Source organism: Chryseobacterium edaphi, from assembly GCF_025628985.1.
Classification (GTDB): domain Bacteria; phylum Bacteroidota; class Bacteroidia; order Flavobacteriales; family Weeksellaceae; genus Chryseobacterium; species Chryseobacterium edaphi.
Genome location: NZ_JAOTEM010000002.1, coordinates 246,953 through 270,615 on the forward strand (window position 1 = coordinate 246,953; position 23,663 = coordinate 270,615).

Annotated in this window: 23 protein-coding genes; 9 read left to right on the plus strand and 14 right to left on the minus strand. The window is 33.7% G+C overall.

Annotated features, from left to right (window positions below):
- The first annotated feature begins 19 nt into the window (after nucleotides 1-19).
- The 3 genes from NZ698_RS09260 to NZ698_RS09270 are packed head-to-tail and all read left to right on the plus strand — an operon-like array spanning nucleotide 20 to nucleotide 3,264.
- Complete coding sequence (locus NZ698_RS09260; protein WP_263002829.1) at nucleotides 20-1,018, plus strand: DsbA family protein; 999 nt, start codon at nucleotides 20-22, stop codon at nucleotides 1,016-1,018.
- A gap of 1 nt (nucleotide 1,019) precedes the next feature.
- Nucleotides 1,020-2,105, plus strand: a complete 1,086-nt coding sequence (locus NZ698_RS09265) for an FAD-dependent oxidoreductase (protein WP_263002830.1) — start codon at nucleotides 1,020-1,022, stop codon at nucleotides 2,103-2,105.
- Between the two features lies 1 nt (nucleotide 2,106).
- Nucleotides 2,107-3,264: a pyridoxal phosphate-dependent aminotransferase gene (locus tag NZ698_RS09270; RefSeq protein WP_263002831.1), complete on the plus strand. Its 1,158-nt coding sequence runs from the start codon at nucleotides 2,107-2,109 to the stop codon at nucleotides 3,262-3,264.
- A 37-nt stretch (nucleotides 3,265-3,301) separates the two neighbouring features.
- On the opposite strand, the gene NZ698_RS09275 is transcribed toward NZ698_RS09270, so the two are convergent.
- Nucleotides 3,302-4,501 carry a PQQ-dependent sugar dehydrogenase gene (locus NZ698_RS09275; protein WP_263002832.1) on the minus strand — a complete coding sequence of 400 codons (1,200 nt, stop codon included), beginning with the start codon at nucleotides 4,499-4,501 and terminating at the stop codon, nucleotides 3,302-3,304.
- A 109-nt stretch (nucleotides 4,502-4,610) separates the two neighbouring features.
- Here NZ698_RS09275 and NZ698_RS09280 point away from each other — a divergent pair, with 109 nt between their 5' ends.
- From NZ698_RS09280 to uvrB, 3 genes are all read left to right on the plus strand, one after another.
- Nucleotides 4,611-4,982, plus strand: coding sequence for a BlaI/MecI/CopY family transcriptional regulator (locus NZ698_RS09280; protein ID WP_263002833.1), 372 nt, complete (start codon nucleotides 4,611-4,613; stop codon nucleotides 4,980-4,982).
- A gap of 2 nt (nucleotides 4,983-4,984) precedes the next feature.
- Nucleotides 4,985-6,772 (plus strand): M56 family metallopeptidase, encoded by a 1,788-nt coding sequence (locus NZ698_RS09285; protein ID WP_263002834.1) that lies wholly within the window; start codon nucleotides 4,985-4,987, stop codon nucleotides 6,770-6,772.
- 172 nt (nucleotides 6,773-6,944) lie between these two features.
- A complete protein-coding gene (uvrB, locus tag NZ698_RS09290; protein ID WP_263002835.1) occupies nucleotides 6,945-8,936 on the plus strand; it encodes an excinuclease ABC subunit UvrB in 1,992 nt (663 codons plus the stop codon).
- 63 nt (nucleotides 8,937-8,999) lie between these two features.
- Here uvrB and NZ698_RS09295 read toward each other — a convergent pair whose 3' ends face one another.
- From NZ698_RS09295 to NZ698_RS09310, 4 genes are all read right to left on the minus strand, one after another.
- On the minus strand, nucleotides 9,000-9,254 hold the full coding sequence (locus NZ698_RS09295) for a DUF3820 family protein (RefSeq protein ID WP_263003404.1): 255 nt from the start codon (nucleotides 9,252-9,254) through the stop codon (nucleotides 9,000-9,002).
- A 15-nt stretch (nucleotides 9,255-9,269) separates the two neighbouring features.
- Nucleotides 9,270-10,364, minus strand: coding sequence for an AI-2E family transporter (locus tag NZ698_RS09300; RefSeq protein ID WP_263002836.1), 1,095 nt, complete (start codon nucleotides 10,362-10,364; stop codon nucleotides 9,270-9,272).
- A complete protein-coding gene (locus tag NZ698_RS09305) occupies nucleotides 10,364-11,104 on the minus strand; it encodes a beta-carotene 15,15'-monooxygenase (RefSeq protein WP_263002837.1) in 741 nt (246 codons plus the stop codon). The genes NZ698_RS09300 and NZ698_RS09305 overlap by 1 nt, the downstream gene beginning before the upstream one ends.
- Nucleotides 11,105-11,171: 67 nt before the next feature.
- The gene (locus NZ698_RS09310; RefSeq protein WP_263002838.1) at nucleotides 11,172-11,906 is read right to left on the minus strand and encodes a hypothetical protein; all 735 of its coding nucleotides are present in this window, start codon (nucleotides 11,904-11,906) and stop codon (nucleotides 11,172-11,174) included.
- 47 nt (nucleotides 11,907-11,953) lie between these two features.
- Between NZ698_RS09310 and NZ698_RS09315 the strand changes: the two genes are divergently transcribed.
- Together NZ698_RS09315 and NZ698_RS09320 are read left to right on the plus strand one after the other, a co-directional pair.
- On the plus strand, nucleotides 11,954-12,931 hold the full coding sequence (locus tag NZ698_RS09315) for an aminodeoxychorismate synthase component I (protein ID WP_263003405.1): 978 nt from the start codon (nucleotides 11,954-11,956) through the stop codon (nucleotides 12,929-12,931).
- Entirely contained in the window at nucleotides 12,915-13,541 is a 627-nt protein-coding gene (locus tag NZ698_RS09320; protein WP_263002839.1) for an aminotransferase class IV, read from the plus strand. The genes NZ698_RS09315 and NZ698_RS09320 overlap by 17 nt, the downstream gene beginning before the upstream one ends.
- Nucleotides 13,542-13,681: 140 nt before the next feature.
- Here NZ698_RS09320 and menD read toward each other — a convergent pair whose 3' ends face one another.
- On the minus strand, nucleotides 13,682-15,352 hold the full coding sequence (gene menD / locus NZ698_RS09325; protein WP_263002840.1) for a 2-succinyl-5-enolpyruvyl-6-hydroxy-3-cyclohexene-1-carboxylic-acid synthase: 1,671 nt from the start codon (nucleotides 15,350-15,352) through the stop codon (nucleotides 13,682-13,684).
- 125 nt (nucleotides 15,353-15,477) lie between these two features.
- Complete coding sequence (locus NZ698_RS09330; protein WP_263002841.1) at nucleotides 15,478-15,888, minus strand: hypothetical protein; 411 nt, start codon at nucleotides 15,886-15,888, stop codon at nucleotides 15,478-15,480.
- A 164-nt stretch (nucleotides 15,889-16,052) separates the two neighbouring features.
- On the opposite strand from NZ698_RS09330, the gene NZ698_RS09335 reads away from it, so the two are divergent.
- A complete protein-coding gene (locus NZ698_RS09335) occupies nucleotides 16,053-17,003 on the plus strand; it encodes an isopenicillin N synthase family dioxygenase (protein WP_263002842.1) in 951 nt (316 codons plus the stop codon).
- A 74-nt stretch (nucleotides 17,004-17,077) separates the two neighbouring features.
- Here NZ698_RS09335 and NZ698_RS09340 read toward each other — a convergent pair whose 3' ends face one another.
- From NZ698_RS09340 to NZ698_RS09370, 7 genes are all read right to left on the minus strand, one after another.
- On the minus strand, nucleotides 17,078-17,533 hold the full coding sequence (locus NZ698_RS09340; RefSeq protein ID WP_263002843.1) for a hypothetical protein: 456 nt from the start codon (nucleotides 17,531-17,533) through the stop codon (nucleotides 17,078-17,080).
- A gap of 223 nt (nucleotides 17,534-17,756) precedes the next feature.
- Nucleotides 17,757-19,061: an HlyD family secretion protein gene (locus NZ698_RS09345; protein WP_263002844.1), complete on the minus strand. Its 1,305-nt coding sequence runs from the start codon at nucleotides 19,059-19,061 to the stop codon at nucleotides 17,757-17,759.
- On the minus strand, nucleotides 19,051-21,246 hold the full coding sequence (locus tag NZ698_RS09350) for a peptidase domain-containing ABC transporter (protein WP_263002845.1): 2,196 nt from the start codon (nucleotides 21,244-21,246) through the stop codon (nucleotides 19,051-19,053). The genes NZ698_RS09345 and NZ698_RS09350 overlap by 11 nt, the downstream gene beginning before the upstream one ends.
- 11 nt (nucleotides 21,247-21,257) lie before the next feature.
- Complete coding sequence (locus NZ698_RS09355; protein WP_263002846.1) at nucleotides 21,258-21,680, minus strand: hypothetical protein; 423 nt, start codon at nucleotides 21,678-21,680, stop codon at nucleotides 21,258-21,260.
- A gap of 108 nt (nucleotides 21,681-21,788) precedes the next feature.
- Nucleotides 21,789-22,271: a hypothetical protein gene (locus tag NZ698_RS09360; RefSeq protein ID WP_263002847.1), complete on the minus strand. Its 483-nt coding sequence runs from the start codon at nucleotides 22,269-22,271 to the stop codon at nucleotides 21,789-21,791.
- Nucleotides 22,272-22,283: 12 nt separating this feature from the next.
- Nucleotides 22,284-23,111, minus strand: coding sequence for a GLPGLI family protein (locus tag NZ698_RS09365; RefSeq protein WP_263002848.1), 828 nt, complete (start codon nucleotides 23,109-23,111; stop codon nucleotides 22,284-22,286).
- A gap of 1 nt (nucleotide 23,112) precedes the next feature.
- Nucleotides 23,113-23,562: a hypothetical protein gene (locus NZ698_RS09370; protein ID WP_263002849.1), complete on the minus strand. Its 450-nt coding sequence runs from the start codon at nucleotides 23,560-23,562 to the stop codon at nucleotides 23,113-23,115.
- Between the last annotated feature and the right edge of the window lie 101 nt (nucleotides 23,563-23,663).

Consider the following 23,663-nt stretch of genomic DNA (forward strand, 5'->3'; position numbering starts at 1 on the left):
AATCAAAATATATTTTACGATGGATACAGCTCTCATGACAGTTCTGTCTATACTTCTCAATTTTTTTAATGCTAATCATTTTAATACTATGAATAATAATCCTCTTCTCAATTGTGACTACGAAAAAGGTGTGTGCGAAATTCTGGAAACACCCGCTGACGAATCTTCTGCTGCTGAATTTACGACAGCAAAATCTGATAAAATAAAAATCATTTATTATACAGATCCAATCTGCTCATCTTGTTGGGGAATTGAAGCTCAACTCAGAAAATTTAAATTAGAATATGGTGAAGCCGTAGAAATCGACTACAGAATGGGCGGACTTTTGCCTTCGTGGGATATCTACAATTCAGGCGGAATCAGCAAACCGAGCGATGTTGCAGGACATTGGGAAGAAGTAAGTCCTCATTATAAAATGCCAATCGACGGCGGAGTCTGGCTTGAAGATCCATTGAACTCATCATATCCACCATCAATAGCGTTCAAAGCTGCACAGATGCAGAATCAAAAGAAAGCAAATGTATTTCTAAGAATTCTTCGTGAAATGGTTTTCTTGGATAAATTAAATATCACAAAAGATGAACATCTGGAGAAAGCTGCAGCTTTAGCAAAATTAGATGTTGCACAATGGAAAGATGATTACGAATCTAAAGCGCAGATTGAGTTCAAAAAAGATCTTGATTTAGGGAAACAACTGGGCGTAAGAGGATTTCCTACTTTGATTTTTGTGAAAGATGACGAAATGCTGGATGTTCTTTATGGTTTTAAACCTTACGAAGAGTTTGAGAAAAGAGTTAAAAAGATTGACCGTGAAACCAAGAAGAACGAATATTCTACTGATTGGCAAAATTTGTTTGCGGTTTATCCAACACTTACCACTCAGGAATTTGCCGTGCTTTCTAATATCTCTTTCGAAAAATCTCAGGAGTTTTTATTAAATCTAAACACCGAAAAGAAATTAGAGCGAAAAGAAATCAAAAATGGTGATCTTTGGATTTTAAATTCAAATTCTAATTAAAATGAGCAAAGTTGCAATTGTAGGAGCCGGCGTTTCAGGATTGAGCATGGCCAATTATTTAGAAAAAAATAATATCGATTATCATCTTTACGAAAGGCGTACTAAAGACGACTTGAAGGGTCACGGATTTATCCTGCCCAAAGAAGGAATTGAATACCTTTCGGAAATTATTGACATCGATGATCTCTATACCAAAGGAAGCTTCCTGAAAAAATACATTCATTACTGTCACAACGGGAATATTCTTTCAGAAAAAGATCTGGATAATGTTTTTGTGATTTCAAGAAGCACTTTGATTGAAGTTTTAAGCAAAAATATTCCTGCAGATAAAATTTCTTACAGAAATACGCTTAATCTGACAGGTTTTTCAGATGGTAAAGCCGAACTTGAATTTGAAGACAATACAAAACTGCAAGCTGATGTTGTGATTGCATCAGATGGTTCACGAAGCAGAATCAGAAGAGCGATTTTTCAGGATGAAGTGATGAAAGCAGTGAGAGAAAATGAAGTCGTCAACATCATTGAAAACGAAGAAATTGCAAGTCAGATTGAAGGTAATTTTCATAAATTTCACCATGAAGACGGCGGATTGACTTTCGGAGTTTTAAAATTGTCTCCAACCAAGATTTTGTGGTATTGCCAGTTTGATACTTTCAAATACACCATCAACGAAAACGATACGCCGGAAGAAATCAAGCAATTTATGCTGAATAATTTCGGAAACTGGAATCCTCTGGTTACATCGATTGTAAAAGAATCAAGCTATGAAAATGCGCATATTTGGCGAGTATACGAATTGGAAAAACTAAACCCTTTTCATCACGAAAATATAGCATTTTTAGGTGACGCAGCACATCCTCTGATTCCTTTTACAAGTCAGGGTGTAACTTCAGCTTTGAAAGATTCTTATATTTTGACACAGTTGTTGCTGGAAAATAATGACTTGCAGGAAACCTTTGAAAAATACGAGCAGGAAAGAAAACCTGAAATAGAAATACACATCAAAAACGGCAGAATACTGCTTGAGCAGTTTTTATTGCCTGTTAGCGAACAACCAAAAGACTCTTTACCAATTTCTTACAAATAATATGTTTAATAATACTGATATAAATTTTGAGGCTCTCAAAAAAAAGGCCTACAACGGAAGATGGGCAACTTTAGAAAACGGAATCATTCCTCTAACTGCTGCTGATCCGGATTTCAGAATGTCTACCGAGATCGAGCAAGGCATTATTGAATATATTAAAGACGGATATTTGAGTTACGGACCATTTTCCGGCTTGCCTGAGTTTAAAAAAAGCGTTTCAGAACATTTCAATACAGGGAAAAACGGAAATTTCACTCCCGAAAATGTATTGGCAGTAAACAGTGCCGCGATGGGAATGTTTATGGTTGCCAAATACGTTCTAAATCCCGGCGACGAAGCGATCATCTTTGATCCGGTTGACTTTTTATTTAAAAAAACTGTCGATGCAGTTGGCGGAGTTTTGAAACTATGTCCAGTCGATTCTCAAACCGGAGATATTGATTTTGACATGTTGGTTTCACTGATCGGTCCTAAAACTAAACTGATCAGCATTTGCAACCCTCATAATCCGGTTGGAAGAGTTTACTCGAAAGAAATTTTAAAGAAAATTTCTGAGATTGCAGCAGCTCATGATCTTTGGGTGATGAGTGATGAAATATGGAGCGATATTGTTTACGATAAAAGAGAATTCAATACCTATTCATCTGTTTCAGAAGAAGCGAAAAAGAAAAGTTTTACCGTATTCGGATTTTCAAAATCATTTGGAATTGCAGGTTTACGAATAGGCGCGGTTCTGTGCAACGATCAGGAATTGCTGGATGATTTCACAGAAAAATCGCACTTCAATTCTACCATTGAGGGCGTTTCTACTTTGTCACAAATTGCAGGAAGCGTGGCAATCGACAGGGCAAAACCTTGGTTTAATGATTTTCTAACACATTTGCAGCACAACAGAGATTTGGCTCACAGCATCTTGAGCAATTCAGGAATTTTAACGCCAAATCTTCCGGAGGCGACATTTGTTATTTTCCCTAAAATTGAAAACGGAATGTCGAGCGACCAGTTTGCTCAACACGTTTTACAGCAAGGAAAAGTGGCCATTGTTCCCGGTTCTGAACGTTGGTTTGGAAAAGGAGCAGAAGGTCACATCAGAATCTGCTTTTCTACTTCCAGAGAAATTTTGGAAGAGGGTTTAAATAGAATTATTAAAAGTTTTTAAAATAAAATGCCTGAAGATTTTCAGGCATTTTTGTTTTTTATTTCTTTGAAATCTTGTATAGTTTTCCACTGTCGGTAATTCCGTATAGATTTCCGTCCGAACCGTTCAGAACATCTCTGAATCTTTCTTTTTGGTCTAAAAGCAATCGTTCTTCGCCGACTACTTTATTATCTTTCATCACGATTCTGTTAATGTGTTGTCCGCTTAGACAGGCAATGAACAAATTGTTTTTCCATTCTTCAATATTTCCGGTATAAAAAGTGACTCCACTTGGTGAAACTACAGGATCCCAATAATAAACAGGTTGTTCAGTTCCTTCTTTCTGTGTCGTTCCGTTGTTGATTTTTTCTCCGGAATATTCAATTCCATAAGTCACATCACCCCATCCATAATTTTTTCCGGGTTGAATGAGATTAATTTCGTCTCCGCCTCTTGGTCCCATTTCGATATCCCAAAGCTGTCCTTTCTGATCTAAAGCCAAACCTTGAGGACTTCTGATTCCGAAAGCATAAATTTCAGGTTTGTAACCCTCTTTTCCAATGAATGGATTTCCGGAAGCAGGTTTTCCGTCTTTGGTAATTTTTAAAATTTTACCTAAATAATTATCCGTTTTCTGGGCATAAACTCTGGTCTGTTTATCTGATCTTTCACCCGTACTTACAAACAAACTTCCGTCCTTATCAAAAGCAAGACGACTTCCATAATGTTTGTCACCATCGTAAGAAGGTGTCGCACGGAAAATCACCTGTACATTTTCGATCTTTTTCATATCGGCAGACAGTTTTCCTTTACCAACTGAAGTAAGATTTCCGTCACCGAATGGTTCGGAAAAACTAAAATAAATCATTTGATTCGTTTTAAAATCAGGATCTAAAGCTACATCGAGCATTCCTCCCTGTCCTTTATCATCAACTTTTGGAAATCCTTCAATTTTAGAAATCTGTTTTCCGTCCGCAGAAACCAAATTAATGAAACCTGATTTTTCCGTGATCAAAAATTTTCCGTCCGGTAAATTGATGATTCCCCAAGGTTTTCCTAAGTCTTTATTTAAAACTTCAACGTTGTAAGGTGTAGTTGTTTTTACCGCTTTGATTCGGGTTTGTCCTTCAAAAGCCGGTTTGTAGTTAGTGTTTGCTTTTTCTTGTGTTGCAGATGGCTCGCTGGGTTTTCCTTTTCCCTGACAAGACACTATCATTGTCGTCGAGACTAATAAAATGGGTAAGAGTAATTTATTCATAACTAATATTTAAGTGGTTACGAGATAGATGTAAAAATAATGCCACAAAAAAATTGCTAAATTAAATTTTTATTCTACATTTGTAGAACACAATATAAACACGTAGAACATGAAAGAAATAAAACTTACAGATTCTGAAGAAGTGATTATGGAAATGCTTTGGGAAAAAGAGAAACTTTTCATGAAAGAAATTCTGGAATCTTACCCGGAACCAAAACCTGCATCTACAACTGTTGCAACTCTGTTGAAGAGAATGCAGAATAAAGATTTGGTAGGTTATACATTGTATGGAAATTCACGAGAATATTTTCCTAAAGTTGCGAAAAGCGAATATTTTAAAGAGGAAATGACTTCAATGATTGACCGTTTTTTCAACAGTTCAGTAACTCAATTTGCATCATTTTTTACATCAAATACTAAATTGAGTCAAAAGCAGTTGAAAGAACTTCGTGAAATTATCGACAAAGAAATAAAAGAATAATCATGGAAACGATCATTTTAAAAATAATTCTTTGCTCAGGAATTATACTTGGTCTCTACTATTTATTTCTGGCAAAAGAGAAGACATTTATCTTTAATCGGTTTTATCTTTTATTAGGGTTAGTTTTCTCATATTCAATCCCTTTTGCAACGATTGAAACGAGACAGATTGAAGATAAAAAGTCAACAATTATTATTGAGCAGGATATTCCGCAGCAGGTTTTACAGAATCCGACTGTCACTCAGTCAGAAACTTTTGATTACATTCAGTTTTTATGGATTGCTTATTTTATCATTTCGGGAATACTGATTTTGAAAGTGCTTTATTCCATTATAAAAATTAAAAGATTGAAAGGTAAGAAAATCATTTATCAGAACCGAAATGTCATTTTGCTTAAAAAAGAGATTGCACCTTTTAGTTTTTTGAGTACCATTTATCTTTCTGAAAAGTATTTTAAGGATCAAAAAATTGACGAAAGAATATTTCTTCATGAGGAAATTCATGTAAAACAAAAACATTCATTCGATGTATTACTTATCGAAGTTGTAAAGGCTTTTTCGTGGTTTAATCCATTCATTTATTTCTATAAAAATGCAATGATTACCAATCACGAATTTTTGGCTGATGAAGAAGTAATTAGTCAAAAAGAAAATATTAAAAATTATCAGGAGCTCATTCTCAATGAAGTTCTGAAACAACAGAATTTACCATTAACACACCGATTTAATTTCAATAACACTAAAAAAAGATTTATTATGATGACTAAAAGAAATTCGAAATTTGCGGAGGCAAAAAAATATCTGGCAATTCCCATATTTGCGGTTTTGGCGGTGCTTTTTGCAGAGAGAGTTTACGCAAATGAAAGCACAGAAAATTTGATAAAAAGCAATACTATTTCCGATGATCCGTATACTGAATTTAAAAAGATCTTATCTAAATATTCAGAATTACTTGCAAAGAAACAATATGCTGAATTCGAAAAGAGGATTTCTGATGAAGAAAGACTGAAACTTGCTGATCTTTATGGAAAACTGACTGATCAACAACAGAACGAGCAACCTATATTGTTTCTAAACTTATCCGACTACAAAAAAGTTGTTCCTACAGAAAAACAGATTAACGATTTTTCAAATCTTCAAGATTATCTCGTAGTAATTGATGGTAAAATTGTCAATAATTCAGAACTTAAAAAATTTAAAAGTTCAGATTTTTCATATTCTTCTGTCAACAGTAGCAGCGATAAGCCGTTCAATGTAACTTTAATGACCAATTCTTATTTTAAAAAATACGTTGAAGAAAAAAATCCGGTCATGGCTTTCATAAGTTCTGATATAACTCCTCCAATTAGTAGAAAATCACTAATTAACGATACAATCACACCAAGAAAAACTAACAATGCAAAAGTATTAAAACGGAACTCTACTAAGGATAAGGATCTTTCTATTCCGGCTCCACATCCTCCATCAGCAAATTTTGTACAAGCATCATTTCCAGAAGGTATGAATGTATTGAGAAGCAAAGTAGCCCAAAATTTTAACGGCTCTGTTTTCAAAGGTGACGAAGGAACTGTAAAGTCAGCAGTATACATTGTAATTGATGTAAATGGAAACATTGATAAAGTTATAGCAACAGGAGATAGCAAAATATTTAATAACGAATCGGAACGTGCAGTAAAATCAGTAGTTGCCAATACAAAATGGAAACCTGCAACAGACAACGGAAAACCTGTAAAAACAACATTCAGTTTACCCCTAACAATGACATTTGAATCCGCAAAAAAAACACAATAAATTATAAAAAATCGCTTAGCGATGCAAAATCTGACCGCAAAGTTTACTGCTTTGCGGTTTTTATTTTTAAAAACTAAATCTTTAAAAGAATAAAATATTATTTTATAAATGAAAATAACATTTATGATTCCACTCCTCTTCTCAGCACTTTTTTATTTCATAAATTTGATGTATGAAATTTACGCTTCAATCAGAATATAAACCAACCGGAGACCAACCTACAGCCATCGAAAGATTAACTGAAGGTTTGGAAATCGGTGAAAAATATCAGACTTTACTGGGAGTAACAGGTTCCGGGAAAACGTTTACCGTGGCCAATGTTGTTCACAATACACAGAAACCAACTTTAGTTTTAGCGCACAATAAAACTTTGGCGGCTCAGCTTTTCATGGAGTTTAAAGAATTCTTCCCCGAAAATGCCGTCGAATATTTTGTAAGTTATTACGACTACTATCAACCGGAAGCTTACATCGCAAGTTCAGGAACTTATATTGAAAAAGATCTGAGCATCAACGAAGAAGTAGAAAAACTTCGTCTTTCAGCTATTGCAAGTTTACTTTCAGGACGAAGAGATGTACTTATTGTAGCCTCAGTATCATGTATTTATGGTGTAGGAAACCCCGCTGAGTTTCATAAGTCTTTAATTTCATTGCAAATTGGTGAGAAAACAACGAGAACTTCACTTTTACATTCTTTAGTTAACGCATTATATTCTAGAACATTGGCAGACTTCTCGAGAGGTACATTTCGTGTAAAGGGTGATGTTGTAGATATTTTTCCTGCTTATGCTGATAATGGAGTGAGAATTCAGTTTTTTGGAGATGAAATTGAAAAAATTCAGAGCTTTGATCCCGTTTCCGGAAATACTACAGGAAATTTTGATCAGATTCAAATTTATCCTGCTAATCTTTTTGTGACTTCAAAAGAAACTTTGAATGGAGCCATCAGAAATATTCAGGATGACATGGTCAAACAGGTTGACTTTTTCTCTGAAATCGGCAAACCTTTAGAATCAAAAAGACTTCAGGAAAGAACAGAGCTCGATCTTGAAATGATCAAAGAATTAGGGTATTGCTCAGGAATTGAAAACTATTCGCGTTATCTCGATGGTAGATTGCCTGGATCACGGCCTTTCTGCCTTTTAGATTATTTCCCGAAAGATTATCTGATGGTGATTGATGAAAGTCACGTTACCGTTCCACAGGTTCATGCCATGTACGGTGGTGACCGAAGCCGTAAAGAAGCTTTGGTGGAATACGGATTCCGGCTTCCAGCTGCAATGGATAACCGACCTTTAAAATTTGAAGAGTTTGAAGCCATCCAGAATCAGGTAATTTATGTTTCTGCAACTCCGGCAGATTATGAATTGGAAAAAACAGGCGGAGAATATATCGAGCAAATCATCCGTCCGACCGGACTTTTAGATCCGATTATAGAAATTCGTCCTTCTTTAAATCAAATCGATGATTTGATGGAAGAAATCCGAAAACGTGCTGAAATCGACGAAAGAGTTTTGGTAACAACTTTAACCAAGAAAATGGCAGAAGAACTGACCAAATATTTCACAAAATTTGGGATCAGAACAAGATACATTCATTCTGATGTTGAAACTTTAGAACGAATTCAGATTATGCAGGATCTTCGTCTCGGAATTTTTGATGTATTAATCGGTGTCAATTTGCTAAGAGAAGGTTTAGATTTACCTGAAGTTTCTTTGGTAGCAATTCTCGACGCCGACAAAGAAGGAATGCTAAGAAGCAGAAGATCAATGATTCAGACAGTCGGTCGTGCTGCAAGAAACCTTAACGGAAGAGCAATTTTATACGCCGATAAAATCACAAAATCCATGCAGGCAACGCTTGATGAAACTGAATATCGTCGTGAAAAACAAATTGCATATAATACAGAACATGGTAAAGTTCCAATGGCGTTAAATAAGAAGATTTCTGAAAATCTTGTGGGAAGAAGTAAAGATTTCCCGGACGAAAAATATACACAGAAACAAATTTTGCAAAAAGTTGCTGATGTAAAAGCAACCTATGCTACGGAAGACGTTGAAAAACTTATTTCGCAAAAGCAAAAGGAAATGGAAGGTGCAGCGAAAAATTTAGATTTTATAAAAGCTGCGCAATTAAGAGATGAGATTGCTGCTTTGAAAGGATAATTTGATAAATATCAAAATTTCGGCGGCACCAAAGGTGCCGCCGAAATTATTTCAATTAAAGATTTAAAATTTATAAACTTTTGTTTTAGGTTTCTGATAATCAACCTTTCCTCCACGAAGCGGAGTCAGTAAATCCATGAGACCATTTAGTTTTATTTCGTAAACTGTTGAAAGCTGCATTCCCAGTTTCCCTTTTGGCATTCCCTGTCTGTGAAACCATTCGAGATAACTTATGGGTAAATCAGCCAAAATCGTGTTCTGATATTTTCCGAAAGGCATTTTTTCTACACAGATCTCCTTCAGTATTTCCGGATTTATTCCCTGCTCCATTTTTTAAACTATTAGATCAATTTTATTTTCCAATTCCTCATTTTTATCTTTAGTGGAAAGCTCAAGTTCAGGTATATCGTCTTCTGAAAATTCATTTCTATATACCTGAATCAAAAGAAGGGTAAGAGATATGAAAATCGGTCCAAAAACCAATCCCATAAATCCGAATAGATTCATTCCCATTATAATTCCAAAAACGGTATTTAAAGGGTGAATATCTTCAAGTTTTTTCAGTAAAGTAAATCGAAGTAAATTATCTGTAAGTCCTACCACAATAAGGCAGTAGATACCCAAACCAATACCTGGTCCTGTTTGTCCCTCAGCAATCATAAATATACAAATAGGAGCATAAATAATTGCAGCGCCCACAATCGGTATCATCGATGCTACTGCAGTCAAAGCGAATAGTAAAATCGGGCTTGGTGCACCAAAAATGAAATATCCTATAAGAGCAACAATACCCTGCCCCAAAGCAACAACCGGAATACCAATAGCGTTGGCCATGATAAGTTTGCGCATCTTTTCTCCGATCATAGAAACATTTGACCTTTTCAAAGGAGCGGCAGATGCAAGTATTCTTTCAAAAAGACGAGGCTTTTCAAACATAAAATAAAGAATGAAATACATCGACATTACGACAGTTAATGTGTTAAATGTACCACTCAAAGCAGTTGTAGAAAATTGACCAGCGAAGTTTTTAAGCTTCGTCATATTTTCTTTACTCAGAAGATCAAATTTTGTCTTGTCATAAACAAATGTGTGAATTTTTTCGATAAACACATTAAATTTTTCCATATAGACTTTAGCATTCCCTAATTTTTCAATAAGAAGATCGCCAATGAAATACAATGGTAAAATGATAATTACAAGACTGGCAAACATCAAAAATAAAGATGAAGCCCAAGGTTTCCATTTTTTTTCTTCCTGAAGATAAAAATTGTATTTCCTACAAACTACATAGATTGTAATTGCTCCAAGTACCGAAGGGATAAATAAAGCTAGATTAAAACAGATTAACACTGCTAAAATCAGAATAATTGCAAGCAACGCAACCTGCTTGATAACAACACTGCTAATTTGTTTTTCGTGATGTGACATTATTTATAAGTTATTTGTCTTGGTTTACCTAAATAGGCACAGTAAGTAGAATACATTACTATCATAATAAAGGGTGCACTAAAAATTATACCAATACAACACAAAAAGATTCCTGCAATACTAATAAGTCCTCCTAAAATGGCAACTCCTAAAAATACACCGTAGTTTTCTTTAGCAATATTGAAGGTTTTGCTCAGTGCTTCAACCGCAGATAAATTTTCGAATAATAAAATAGGATATCCTATCAAAAACAATGGATAAACAAAGAAAACAGGTATAACACACATTATAAAAGAAATCCACAGAATGATATTGGTGATCAAACTATAAAGAAGAATATTCCCTAGATTCTGACGGTAACCTATGAAAAGATCAGAAAACTCAACCGGAACTTTTGTGTTAAATTTATTCGCAATGTAGATTAAACCAACATATAATGGTGAAAGTAAAATTCCTACAACGCTGGAAAAAGAATAATAAAGTGACAATCCCGGTTTATTCCAATAACCTCTGTAATATTCGGAATAATCACCGTCAAAATCTCTGTAGTCACCAAATCCGCTCCAGGAATTAAATCCTGTAATCGACTGTAGTAAAAAATCTGCAAGCAGATAGATAATCATAGCGACAACTCCGTAGAGAATCACTCCTTTATACATTTCAAAAGCATGAGAGATGATCGATCCTGTATTTCGATCTGGGGCAAAACCTTGTTGGTCAAATTCGTTAAAGTCGGACATGGTGTTATTTTTTAATGTTTCTCAAATTTAATTTTTTTTGAGAAGAAAACTGTCACCATTTTTAAATTTAACTTTTTTCGTCGAAAATGGTTTTGTAAAGTGAATAAATCATTGCATTCCAGAAAGGCAACGTCAATAATCCGCCAACTAAAAATAATGCAAAACCAATATATTTAAATAAAATCGCAACTATTACGCAAACGAAAATTTCAATAAAATAAAGCTTTAAAACTTTCCAATTTAGGGCAATTCCTTCAAAAATTGTTTTGTTTTGGAAAAACATCAAAGGTGCTACAAATAATGTTACCAATACCCAAACAACGGGAAGTATGATTGTTTGAGCAATCAATGTATAAAAGAAAAACCAAAAAATAAAGTAGCTTACATATCGGAAAAAATTAAGCCCATTATATCCTGCAAATAGGTCTCCGATAACTACTGTTTCTTTTAAATCAATTTTTCTGAAAATTTGAAAAAATCCCAGATTTAAAGGATATAGAAAAATCTGAACTGCAACAATTCCTAAATAAAAATTCTGAAAACCTTCGGTTCCCATGATTGCTGCAATGTTATTTTTATATTCGTCCATTCCAGCCGGTCCCGCTTTCATGTAATCCGAAGCTGCACCTAAGAACTGATCCATAATTCCATATTTGTCAGAAAAATAAAACATCACGGTCAAAAATATCGCGAGATAAATGATTGAAAACATCAGCTGATAAAGCAATGTTCTGTTCCAATAATAAAAAGCCTGTTTTAAAATAAAATCGAGTCCCGGTTTTTGTGGATATTTCTCCTGCATTGAAAATAATTTGTGCAAAAGTAAACATCAATAACTACTTTTGCGGAATGTTTTCGGCAAATCATCAAAAATTTATTGAAATGGACGAACTTTCGCTTCAGAAAGTTCCCTTTTTCTTTATCACAGATTTTCTTGTGGATCAAATCGAAATTTACACTGAAGAACAATTAGAAAAAAAGGGTTTATTGATTGATTTTCAAAATTTTAAAAATACAAAACCAACAGAAGAACTACATAAAAAAACAGAATGGAAATCTTTTCCAGAAACTATAGAAAGCTTTAAAAAAGGATTTGATAAAGTTCAGAAAAACATCAGATTAGGAAATTCTTACCTCGTTAATTATACCCGGAAAACAAAAATTGAAACCAACCTGACTTTAGAAGAAATTTTCTATCATTCTAGGGCAAAATATAAGGTTTTATATAAAGATTTTTTCGTATTTTTTTCTCCTGAAACTTTTGTGAAGATCAGTGACAACAAAATCCTCACTTATCCCATGAAAGGAACTATTGATGCATCTTTACCCAATGCAGAGGAAATTTTGAAGAATGATAAAAAGGAAAAAGCAGAGCATTATACCGTAGTCGATTTGTTGCGAAATGATCTTAGTATGGTTGCAGATGATGTGAAGGTTGATAAATTCCAACATATTGATTTCCTCAAAACACAGCAAAAAGATCTGTTTGCTATGAGTTCAGAAATTTCCGGGAATTTAAAGCCCGAATTTCAGGGGAAAATTGGCAGCATCATGCGAAAACTTTTGCCTGCAGGATCAATTTTAGGAGCGCCAAAACCGAAAACTTTAGAAATCACGCTCGAAGCAGAAGGATTTGACAGAGGTTTCTATACGGGAGTTTGTGGCTGGTTTGACGGAGAGAACCTCGACAGTTGTGTGATGATCCGTTTTATTGAAAAAGAAAATGATACACTCTATTTCAAAAGCGGTGGCGGAATTACCCACATGAGCACATTAGAAGACGAGTATCAAGAAATGAAAAATAAAATTTATGTCCCAATTCATTGAAAGCATTAAAGTAGAAGATCAGGAAATGTTCCTGCTGGAATATCACCAAAAACGTGTCAACGATACTTTTTCCCATTTCGGGAAAGAAGGTTCTATCGATCTGGATAAAATTTTTAAAAACCTGAATCATGACGAGGACGGCTTGTACAAACTAAGGCTGACTTACGATCTGGATAAAAAATTCAGAACCATGATGATTCCGTATGCGATTCCGGAGATCCACGACTTTCAGTTGGTTGAGAACAATATTTATGATTATTCTTTCAAGTTTGAAGACCGTAAGGAACTGGAAAAAATGAAGGCTAAATCTAAAGCTGAAGAAATTATTATTGTCAAAAATAATCACATTACCGATACATCGTTTTCCAATCTTTTATTTCAAAAAGGGAAAGAATGGTTTACGCCATCAACTTATCTTTTAAATGGTGTTCAGAGACAAAATCTTTTAAAGAAAAAGAAAATCAAAGAAGCAGAAATCACTTTGCAAAACATCAAGGAATTTTCACATTTTCAATTGATTAATGCCTTGAATGATTTTGATGATATGTTTATCTATCCAATTTCTAAAATCACCAATCTTCCCGGAAATAATGATTATTTAGATCTTTAGAATTTATTCTGAATAGTAGTTTTAAAATAATTTTCTTTTCCCCAACCCTAAAAGGAGGAAAATTATATTAAAATTTCATCACAATTACAACTTTAGGGACGGGAAAATTAATTTTGATGAAATTTTAAATCCTTCTAATTTTATTTTAAAAAATTAAAATAAGCCTTCAAAACATCTGCATTGTTTTTTCCTTGTGTAAAAACTTCAATGATTTTTGGCTGAACATCAGGTTTATAAAAATTATCTAAAACACGGTCAAGCGTTCCATCATCTTCCACTTTTGTATAAGTGAAACCAAAATGTTTAGCTAAAAACTCTGCATTTTTATGATGTTTTGTGGCGATAAATTCATCTAAAGTATTAGGATTTGCATTTCCAGGTCCCGGAATAATTTTGAAGATATTTCCTTCCCCATTATTGAAGATCATAATTCTTGTAAATGGCGGAATGTATTGATTCCAAAGTCCGTTGATATCGTAAAAGAAACTTAAATCACCCGTAATCAATAATGTTGGTTTTGCATTTTTAATCGCAAAACCCATCGCTGTGGAAGTTGAACCATCAATTCCGCTGGTTCCTCGGTTGCAATATATTTTTCTTTTACCAAAATCAAACAATTGCGCATATCGAATTGCCGAACTGTTACTGAAATGGATATTGTAATTCTCAGGAATGCTGTTAGAAGCTTTATTGAAGAAATAAAAATCTGAAAACTCAATCAGATTCAGAAACTCAGAATGCTTTTTGTCTTTTTTATCCCTCAAAACATCCCAAAGATTGTAATATGGTTTTGGTTCCAGATTGATAAAATGCAAAAGTTTAGAGAAGAAAATTTCAGGTTTTACCTCAACTTTTTGAGTCAAAGCAAAATAAGTATCGGGTTGCCAAACCTCATCCAAATGCCAATGTTGTTTTGGATGTGCTTTTCTTAAAAACTGCTTTACCCTTTTAGAAACAACATTCTGTCCAACAGTGATCAATAAATCTGGAGCATAGGTTTTGTAATCTTCTTCTGAAAAATGGGTTACATAACGGTCGATATGTCTAAAAAACTTATCGTGATGCAGATTTGAGTTGACTTCACTTAAAACAACAACGGTATGATTTTTTACGAGTTGTGTTAACTGATTTTCCAGTTCAGGACTGTAATCTTTTGTCCCGACCAAAAGCATAATACGTTGTGAAGTATTCCAGTCGGCAACTAAGTTTGACGGAATTTCGTATTCTTTCTTTTTAATCGTCTTTTCGACAACCGGAAATTTAGGTAATTCCGAAACCAAGTCGTACAATGGTTCTTCCAATGGAATATTGATATGAACAGGACCTTGTTTTTCAAAACAAAGTTCAATTGCTTTTTTAATAATGTCTGAATTAATATCTTCCGCATTGTCTTTGCTGTCTTCCAACAGTTCAAAATCGCCGTAAGAATGCTGATGAAAAATATTCTTTTGTCGGATCGTTTGTCCGTCAAAAAGATCAACGTAATCTGTTGGTCGGTCCGCTGTTAAGATCAAAAGCGGAATATTTGAATAAAAAGCTTCCGTAACAGCAGGATAATAATTTGCTGCTGCAGAACCGCTTGTGCAGGTGATTGCAACCGGTTTTTTTTCACTTATTGCCATTCCAAGAGCTACAAAGGCTGCACTTCTTTCATCAACGATACTGAAACAATTGAAGTCATCCAATTCCGAAAAATGAATTGCCAGAGGAGCATTTCGTGATCCCGGAGATATAACAACGTCTAAAATTCCGTATTGCTGAAAAAGATTGGCAAGTACCTGAATACTTCTCTTGGAGGAATATTTTTTCATGTGGCAAATTTAGGGATAAATGCTTAATTTTAAAATGATTTACATAATGTTTAATTGATATTAAATTTTATTTAGGCCGTTTTAATCTATGTTTTCAAAGCAATTTTTTAAAAAGAAAAATCAAATTAGTTATAAAAGGATATTACTTTTGAACTCCCCTTCTGATCCTCAATTACAACTTTTATCGTGTCTGTTTTAATTTTTTGATGTGTCTTTTTTCCTTCTTCCCAAGTCATATCTTTAAAAAATAAATTCCCATTTGAAAAGCTCTTGCTTGTAATGGATTCTAACTTTCCATAAACTTTAGACTCAACACTTAGGATATTAATTTTTCTTTGTTTTTCAGACTTATCCTGAACATGAAATACCAAACCTGCTTTTGGTAAATTATTCATTCGCGATGTATGATTAAAAAAATATCCTACAGAAAAATAATATTCGTCCATAACTACACTTTGATTATTATATTCAGTTATTGAATAAGGAGCACAACTATACAGGCAAAAAATAATGACACCAAGAAATCCTTTTTTCATACAAAATGATTTAAGTATATTCAAATATAATAAAAGTCTATTGGCAACCTATACCATTTGTCATATTACCTGACATCTTAATCTTTCTTTTTGCATTCAACAAATAAATTCATAAATAAATAATCTAAAAACTGTAAATTAGCCCCACGTAAAATTTCTATAAAATGGATAAAATACCTAGTGTAGACCTGCGTGATTTCCTTTCGGGTGACCCGGAACGCAAACAGAAATTTGTAAATGAAATCGGAAAAGCTTACGAAGAAATTGGTTTTGTTGCCTTAAAAGGACATTTCCTTGATGACAAACTTGTAAGTGATCTTTATGGAGAAGTGAAAAACTTCTTTGACCTTCCCACAGAAACCAAACAAAAGTACGAGATCCCCGGAATTGGAGGACAAAGAGGCTATGTAGGTTTCGGAAAAGAAACTGCAAAAGGATTTAAAAAAGGTGATTTGAAAGAGTTTTGGCATTTCGGACAATATGTTTCGGATGATTCAAAATACAAAAGCCAATATCCTGACAATGTGATCGTAGACGAACTTCCAAAATTCAACGCAGTAGGTAAGGAAACTTACCAAATGCTTGAAAAAACAGGAAAATATGTTTTGAGAGCTTTGGCATTGTATCTTGGTATTGACGAATTTTATTTTGATGATAAAATTGCTGAAGGTAATTCTATTTTAAGACCAATCCACTATCCGCCAATCACTCAGGAACCGGATGATGCGGTAAGAGCTGCTGCTCATGGAGACATCAATCTGATTACTCTTTTGATGGGTTCTCAGGGAAAAGGACTTCAGGTTCAAAACCACAAAGGAGAATGGATTGATGCGATTGCAGAACCAGACGAATTGATGATCAACGTTGGAGATATGCTTTCAAGACATACCAACAATAAACTGAAATCTACGATTCACAGAGTGGTTAATCCGCCAAGAGAATTGTGGGGAACTTCAAGATATTCAATTCCTTTCTTTATGCATCCCGTAAGTGAAATGTCGCTGAATGCACTTGAAAATTGTGTTGATGAAAAGAATCCGAAGTTATATGAAGATACAACAGCAGGAGAATTTTTACATGAAAGACTGATTGAATTAGGATTAATTAAAAAGTAATTAGATATAATTTCTAAGATATTTTTGAATTATCTAATATAAATAAAACCGCTTTTTTAAGGCGGTTTTTTGTTTTAATAACAATTTCCGCTGCAACTTCCGGCATTTTGATAATCATCCGGCGTTACGGTATAAATTTTCGTTCCCACACCGTTATTCAGATTGTTAAAAATATTTCGGGGATCTGCGTTGCAATCATTGGTATCGCTACAACTTTTATAATGAACTTTTTTCTGATTATTAAACACAATATCCAATTCGTACACATTAGCCTCAAACAGCAAAACTCCCATATTATATCCGTCATAAGGAGCGCCGTCTTTATATTGTTTTTGAATTTTAGCATTATTCGGAACCGTTACTTTTTTACTGTAATTCGGCAAACCATTATCAAACGGAACTATTTCCAGAGTAAATCCTGAATTATTTAAGAAGGTATAATCATAGATCACAGGTTGATCATCACAATGATCGCAATTGCCGCAACCTGAAACAATTAGAAGACTGAAAATTATAATTAAATATTTCATAAAACCGTTTTAGCCAAATATAATATTATTTTACAGATGATTAAATAAGAATATGATCTTAACACTCTGTTTGTCATTCTGTAGGAATCTAAAAGATGTTTTATCATTTAGCAGGTGAGATTCTTACAGAATGACAAACAGTGTGTTGATTTTATATTTCAATAATAAGTATAACTTATATATATATCTAATTGAAAATAATAGTATTAAAATAGAAATGAAATTATGACTGATATCCAAGCAATTTCCTCATCTGATAAAAGAATCTTTCAATCAATCTTAAATCCTGGGTCACGATTTCTGCATTTCCTCTTAATTCTTTATCAAATTTTAAAGTCTTGTTATAAGAAGTTTTTAAACCTTTAGGCAACACAACATCAACATAATAGTTTCCTTTATCATCGGGAATCAGAGAAATATTCTGCACTTTTCCTTCGATAATTCCATATTCTTGAAAACGGTAGTTGTCTAATTTAATTAAAACCTTTTCTCCTGGAATAATTTTCCCTGAATTTGCTGTCGGCACAGACATTCTTCCTACCAATTGTTCTGTATGATCCGGTAAAATTGAGATGATCGGATCTCCAGCTTTTACAAACTGGTTTTCACCAAAAAATTGCTGAAAACTCGCCATTCCGTCTGTAGAAGAAATGATGAGATATGTTTGCTCCCACTGTTTTAGCGACTTTCTTAGCTGTTCAAATAACTGCAAAGTTTGTGAAGAATAATTGATTTTATCTTTCTCGGTATTAATTGCCGTTCCGCTTTTTGTTTTATTTAAATTGGAAATACTTTCCTGCATCTGAGACAAAGAAATATTGATGTTTTCTAAATTTTGTTGCGCCTGAAGATATTTAATTTTTTCACCTTCAAGTTCTACGGCAGCAATTACGCCCTGATTGTATAATTCCTGCGAACGCTGATAACTTTTGCGCGTAAGTTCGGCTTTTGCAGCTTCCAGATTTTTTTGCTGTCTTAAATTGGCAATTCTGCTTCTGGATTCTGAAATGCTTTGATTCGCAGCAATATTTTCCGGCGCATAAGGTTGTAATCTTGTGAACAGACTTTCATCCTGAAAAGCTTTAGCGAAACTGTTGTAATCTGCCTGAAGCTCGCCCAATTTAAAATGAGAAGCTTCATTAACTGGAAATGCCGTTAATTGATTAGACGAAAGAGAATCGACCAGTTTTTTAAGTTTTAAAACATCCTGATAATTCGCCGTTGACTGCAAAACAATTAGAACATCTCTTTTTTTTACTTTCGTGTGATCTTTAATAAATATTTTTTCGATTTTTGAACTGCTTCTTGCTTCAATTTTCTCAGGCGGATTTTGCGAAGTCACAATAATCGGAGCCGGAACAAATTCCGGATATTTAATGATGTAGCTCATTACTAAAACAAGCAGCAATATGATTAATATAATTGTATTTCCCCATCGGAACATCCAATGTGGCGGTTCCGTAAGAATATCCTGTACGCTTTCTGAGCGCAACTCAATATTATCTAGTAAATCTTTTTTAGTTTCCAAGTTCTAACTGATTTTTAACAAGCCTGTAATATTCACCTTTTAAAGCAACCAATTCAATATGATTTCCTTCTTCCACCACTTTCCCTTTATCTAAAACGATAATTTTATCGGCATGTTTTACGGTTGACAATCTGTGAGCAATCACAATGGCTGTTTTGCCTTCGAAAAACTGTTCCAGATTTTCCATGATTACCTTCTCATTATTCGCATCTAAAGCACTTGTCGCTTCGTCAAAGAAAATATATTCCGGAGATTTGTAAACCGCTCTTGCTATGAACAATCTTTGTTTTTGTCCGCCACTTACACCAAGTCCTTCATTTCCGATTTTCGTGTTGTAACTTAACGGCAATCCTTCAATGAACTCTTTGATGTTGGCAATTTCGACGGCTTTTCTAAGTTTTGTTTTATCTACATAATCTTCACCTACTGCGATATTATTGGCAATCGTATCATTAAAAACATAACCTTCCTGCATCACAACACCGCACTGATCTCTCCAGAATCTTGGTGAAATGTTTTTCATCTGGGTATTCCCAATTTTTATTTCGCCCTCATTGGGTTCGTAAAATTTCATTAATAATTTTAAAAGCGTCGTTTTACCACTTCCGCTGGCTCCGACGATTGCCGTTGTTTTTTGAAAAGGAATATTTAAACTTAAATTTTCAAAAACAGGAACATCCGAACCAATGTATCTGAATGACATATTGCTGATTTCGATATCTTTTTCCGGAACTTCGGTGGCATATTGTTCGTCTTTGTTTTCCTCATCTTCCTTATCATGAATTTCGCCTAATCTTTCCAGAGAAATTTTGGCATCCTGAGTTTGTTTGATAAAGTCAATCAATTGTAATAATGGACTGTTTAATTGACCGATAATGTACTGAACGGAAAGCATCATCCCCAAAGTAAGATTTCCTTCCAAAACCAATTTGGCAGAAAGAAAACTTACCAAAATATCTTTCATCTGATTGATGAAATTTCCACCGACAGACTGCCATTGTTCTAACGAAAGTGATTTTATTCTAAGTTTGAATAATTTAACCTGTAAAAACTCCCAATCCCAACGTTTTTGCTTTTCGGCATTATGCATTTTGATTTCCTGCATTCCGTTGATAAGCTCAATAACTTTGCTTTGTTCCTGAGAAACCTGTGAAAATCTTTTGTAATCAAGTTCTTTTCTTTTTCCGAGAAAAAAAGTTATCCATCCAATATATAAAATCGCTCCGACCAAATAAACAACAAACAATCTGTAATCATAAAACAGCAAAACAATACTGAAAATGATTAAGTTAACCAACGAAAACAAAGTATTGAGCGAAGAATTTGTCAGAAGCTGCTCAATTCTGTGATGATCGTTGATTCTCTGCATAATATCTCCCGTCATTCTTGTATCAAAGAAACTGATGGGAAGTTTCATTAATTTAATAAAGAAATCTGAGATGATCGAAATATTAATTCTTGTAGAAAGATGAAGCAAAATCCAGCTTCGGATGACTTCAATTCCCATACGTCCTAAAAACAGCATCACTTGAGCCAGTAAAACCAGATAAATGAAATTCAGATCCTGATTCTGAATCCCCACATCCACAATACTTTGGGTAAGAAAAGGAAGGATAAGTGACAATAAACTTCCCGCCAATAAACCAATCGCCAATTGAACGATCAACGATTTGTATTTCAGTAAATATTTTGAAAGAAAAGAAAAACTGGCTTTACTTTCCTGATCGTCAAATTCGGTTTGAAAAAATGCGGGAGTCGTCTCAAGAATCAAGACGATTCCTTCCTCCGTGTTTTCGTTCGCATTTTCGCCAATCCATCGTTTGATAAATTCTTCTCGTGTATAGGTAATCAAACCATAACTAGGGTCAGAAACATAAACGAGATTTTTTTTATCGATTTTATAAACAACGACAAAATGATTTTTGTTCCAATGTACAATACAAGGAAAAGGAACTTCTTCAGCCAAAGTATTAAAATCGATCTGTACTCCCAAAGAACGGAAACCCAAATCTTCTGCAGCATCACTTAAACCCAACAAACTGCTTCCTTCTCTTGTGGTTTCTGAGAGGTTACGGATTTGCTGCAACGAAATGCTTTTTCCGTAATGTTTGCTGACTATTCTGAGACATGTGGGACCGCAGTCTTTGGAATCGGGCTGAATATAGTTGGGGAATTTTTTTGCCAATTAATTGTGATTTAATTTTTCTTAACTAATTCTTGCATCCCATAATACTTTATCGCTTTCTCTTTAAGAGGATTGGTACTCCATTCTTCCCATTCTCCGGTGTAAGGATCATACCCACATTTTAAAGGCTTTGAAATATCTAATCCTTCATTATCTTCATGGGTTCTTTCAGTATAAGCTCTGCAATCTTTACAAATATAACGAAACTCACAATCTTTACAAACTTCTATTTTATCCTTCGTAAGATTCCAATATTTTTTGAAATCTTTGTGACATAATTCATCTTCCAAAGTTGTGTCTTTAATATTGCCGAAGCTTTGAGGCATTGAAGGATAATTACGAATATATAGGTTTGCGTACTCACTTTTCAAAACATTATCTAACTCCAAACCAAATGCACAACCATTCTGAATTGAAAACAAAAACCAAAGCAAAACTTTTTTGCTTTGGTTTAATTACTTATTTTTGATTTACTGTATCGGATTTTTAGGACGGTACAGTAATGAAATTCTAAATCATTTTACTGATTGAAAATTTTTTACTTAGGCACATGCAATTCCGCATTCAGCAGAACATAATAAAACTCCTGTTGATGTTTCTTTATCATAACATTTATTCGTTCGATGACATTTTGTTACACATTGAGTAGGAGTTTCACTAATAGATTCTACAGATTTTTCTGGTCCAAAAATAACCCTCTTAAGATTTTCAACTGTTGAATCTGAAATCTGCTGATCACCTTCATTTGCATAATAAGTTGCAATAGGCTTTTCGTTTTTATCCAATACTATTTTAAAATAAAAACCTTGACCTAATGAGTTTTCTTTGTAAATCACATAAAAATTTTCACCAGCAACCTCAGATTTTTTATTAAGAATATTGAATTTCTTATTCTTTGGTGCTTCATTTTTTTTGAAAGAACTAAAATATTCTTTATCGTTTCTATCTGTGTACTTGCTGTTCGCTTTCAATGTAGCGAAGCCAAATAATAAAAATGCTAATGCTATTAAAAAGTTGTTTTTCATTTCGTTTTGTTTTTAAAGTTCAATTTTGTTTTCTTTTTTATATTCTTCAATCATTTTTCTCTGTGTTTCACTAAAGATTTTTCTCATATCAATGATGTTGCCGTTTGCATCTTTTTTTTCATAAACTTGAGTGTTATCCATCAATTCAAACATTCTTCGCAGAGGTGTTTCAATATGATTTTTTCTCATTTCGACAAATTTTGGTTTTGTAGTTGCAATATACTTTGTAGTTGCAATACGACTGTCGATAGAAATTTTCTTTTCTTTTGAAATACCTGTCGCCAAAAAATGATGATCCCTTTTTTCATCAAATATCTCAAGAATTAAACCAGGTAATCCAAAAAACTTATACGGTCCGTCTTGAACAGGAATTTGTGGAGTGAAATATGCCTTGTAATTTCTTCCTGCATAACTAGTCGTAGCCAAATAAGCCTTATAACCCAATAGTTCTTTGCTTTCTTTGCTTATTTTCCATACAAATTTTGGTTTCTCATTATACTTGTATTCATGCTCACCAAACTCATCGGAATAATAGGTCACTTCTTTAGATGAATATTTTTTTTGAATAAAGCAACCGAGTAAATCGCTGGGTAATCCCTTAAAATTAATCTTCTTTCCTAATTTTTGATCCGATGCGATAATAGAATCGGATAAATATTGCGCTTCACTAAAAAATGTAGAACGATCTTTTTCAATATTTAAAAAAGTATTCTGTGAAATTATTGTCGTGCTGTCTCTCATAATATGTTTTGAATAATTGTATTGCACAACAAATGACTGTGCTGCTACGGAAAATGAGAGACAAACGAAAAACAGAAAAAGTGTGATTTTATTTCTCATCTTATGCGCCGGCACACTCTAATACACAATCTAAAGAACATAATAATACGCCTGTCTCCGTTGGTTTATCAGAACAATGCCATGTACTACTACACGTAGAAAAACAACTTCCTATTGTTAATACTGGTCCAACTGCGCCACCTCTTGCAGAGTTTGAAATAGATACAATATTTGCGATGTTTTTGTTTATTTTATCTTTATCTGCTAATAATACTTTTTCTAAGGTGTTGTCGTTGCCTAAAACCTCAATAGACAAAGATGATACTTTACCTAAAAAGCTTTCGCCGACAGAAACCTTCAAATCATAGATTTTATTATTAAGTCTTTTTTTTATTATAACAGTGTTCATTTTAACTTCTTTTAGGTCATTTTTATAAAAGAGATTATTATCGTTACAATAGTGAAAACTGAAAGCTAATAATGCTAAGAATAAAAAAAATTGCTTTTTCATAAATTTAATTTTTAATTGTTTTTTTGATTAAGTTTTGTCATACAATCCCTGACATGGGGCTTTTGCTGATCAGCGTTTCATATTTATAATTTTGTACTGTA

Coding starts and splice junctions, on each gene's coding strand:
- NZ698_RS09260 (WP_263002829.1), top strand. CDS start 20: ATGGATACAGCTCTCATGACAGTTCTGTCTATACTTCTCAATTTTTTT.
- NZ698_RS09265 (WP_263002830.1), top strand. CDS start 1,020: ATGAGCAAAGTTGCAATTGTAGGAGCCGGCGTTTCAGGATTGAGCATG.
- NZ698_RS09270 (WP_263002831.1), top strand. CDS start 2,107: ATGTTTAATAATACTGATATAAATTTTGAGGCTCTCAAAAAAAAGGCC.
- NZ698_RS09275 (WP_263002832.1), bottom strand. CDS start 4,501: ATGAATAAATTACTCTTACCCATTTTATTAGTCTCGACGACAATGATA.
- NZ698_RS09280 (WP_263002833.1), top strand. CDS start 4,611: ATGAAAGAAATAAAACTTACAGATTCTGAAGAAGTGATTATGGAAATG.
- NZ698_RS09285 (WP_263002834.1), top strand. CDS start 4,985: ATGGAAACGATCATTTTAAAAATAATTCTTTGCTCAGGAATTATACTT.
- uvrB (WP_263002835.1), top strand. CDS start 6,945: ATGAAATTTACGCTTCAATCAGAATATAAACCAACCGGAGACCAACCT.
- NZ698_RS09300 (WP_263002836.1), bottom strand. CDS start 10,364: ATGTCACATCACGAAAAACAAATTAGCAGTGTTGTTATCAAGCAGGTT.
- NZ698_RS09305 (WP_263002837.1), bottom strand. CDS start 11,104: ATGTCCGACTTTAACGAATTTGACCAACAAGGTTTTGCCCCAGATCGA.
- NZ698_RS09310 (WP_263002838.1), bottom strand. CDS start 11,906: ATGCAGGAGAAATATCCACAAAAACCGGGACTCGATTTTATTTTAAAA.
- NZ698_RS09315 (WP_263003405.1), top strand. CDS start 11,954: ATGTTTTCGGCAAATCATCAAAAATTTATTGAAATGGACGAACTTTCG.
- NZ698_RS09320 (WP_263002839.1), top strand. CDS start 12,915: ATGTCCCAATTCATTGAAAGCATTAAAGTAGAAGATCAGGAAATGTTC.
- menD (WP_263002840.1), bottom strand. CDS start 15,352: ATGAAAAAATATTCCTCCAAGAGAAGTATTCAGGTACTTGCCAATCTT.
- NZ698_RS09330 (WP_263002841.1), bottom strand. CDS start 15,888: ATGAAAAAAGGATTTCTTGGTGTCATTATTTTTTGCCTGTATAGTTGT.
- NZ698_RS09335 (WP_263002842.1), top strand. CDS start 16,053: ATGGATAAAATACCTAGTGTAGACCTGCGTGATTTCCTTTCGGGTGAC.
- NZ698_RS09340 (WP_263002843.1), bottom strand. CDS start 17,533: ATGAAATATTTAATTATAATTTTCAGTCTTCTAATTGTTTCAGGTTGC.
- NZ698_RS09360 (WP_263002847.1), bottom strand. CDS start 22,271: ATGAAAAACAACTTTTTAATAGCATTAGCATTTTTATTATTTGGCTTC.
- NZ698_RS09365 (WP_263002848.1), bottom strand. CDS start 23,111: ATGAGAAATAAAATCACACTTTTTCTGTTTTTCGTTTGTCTCTCATTT.
- NZ698_RS09370 (WP_263002849.1), bottom strand. CDS start 23,562: ATGAAAAAGCAATTTTTTTTATTCTTAGCATTATTAGCTTTCAGTTTT.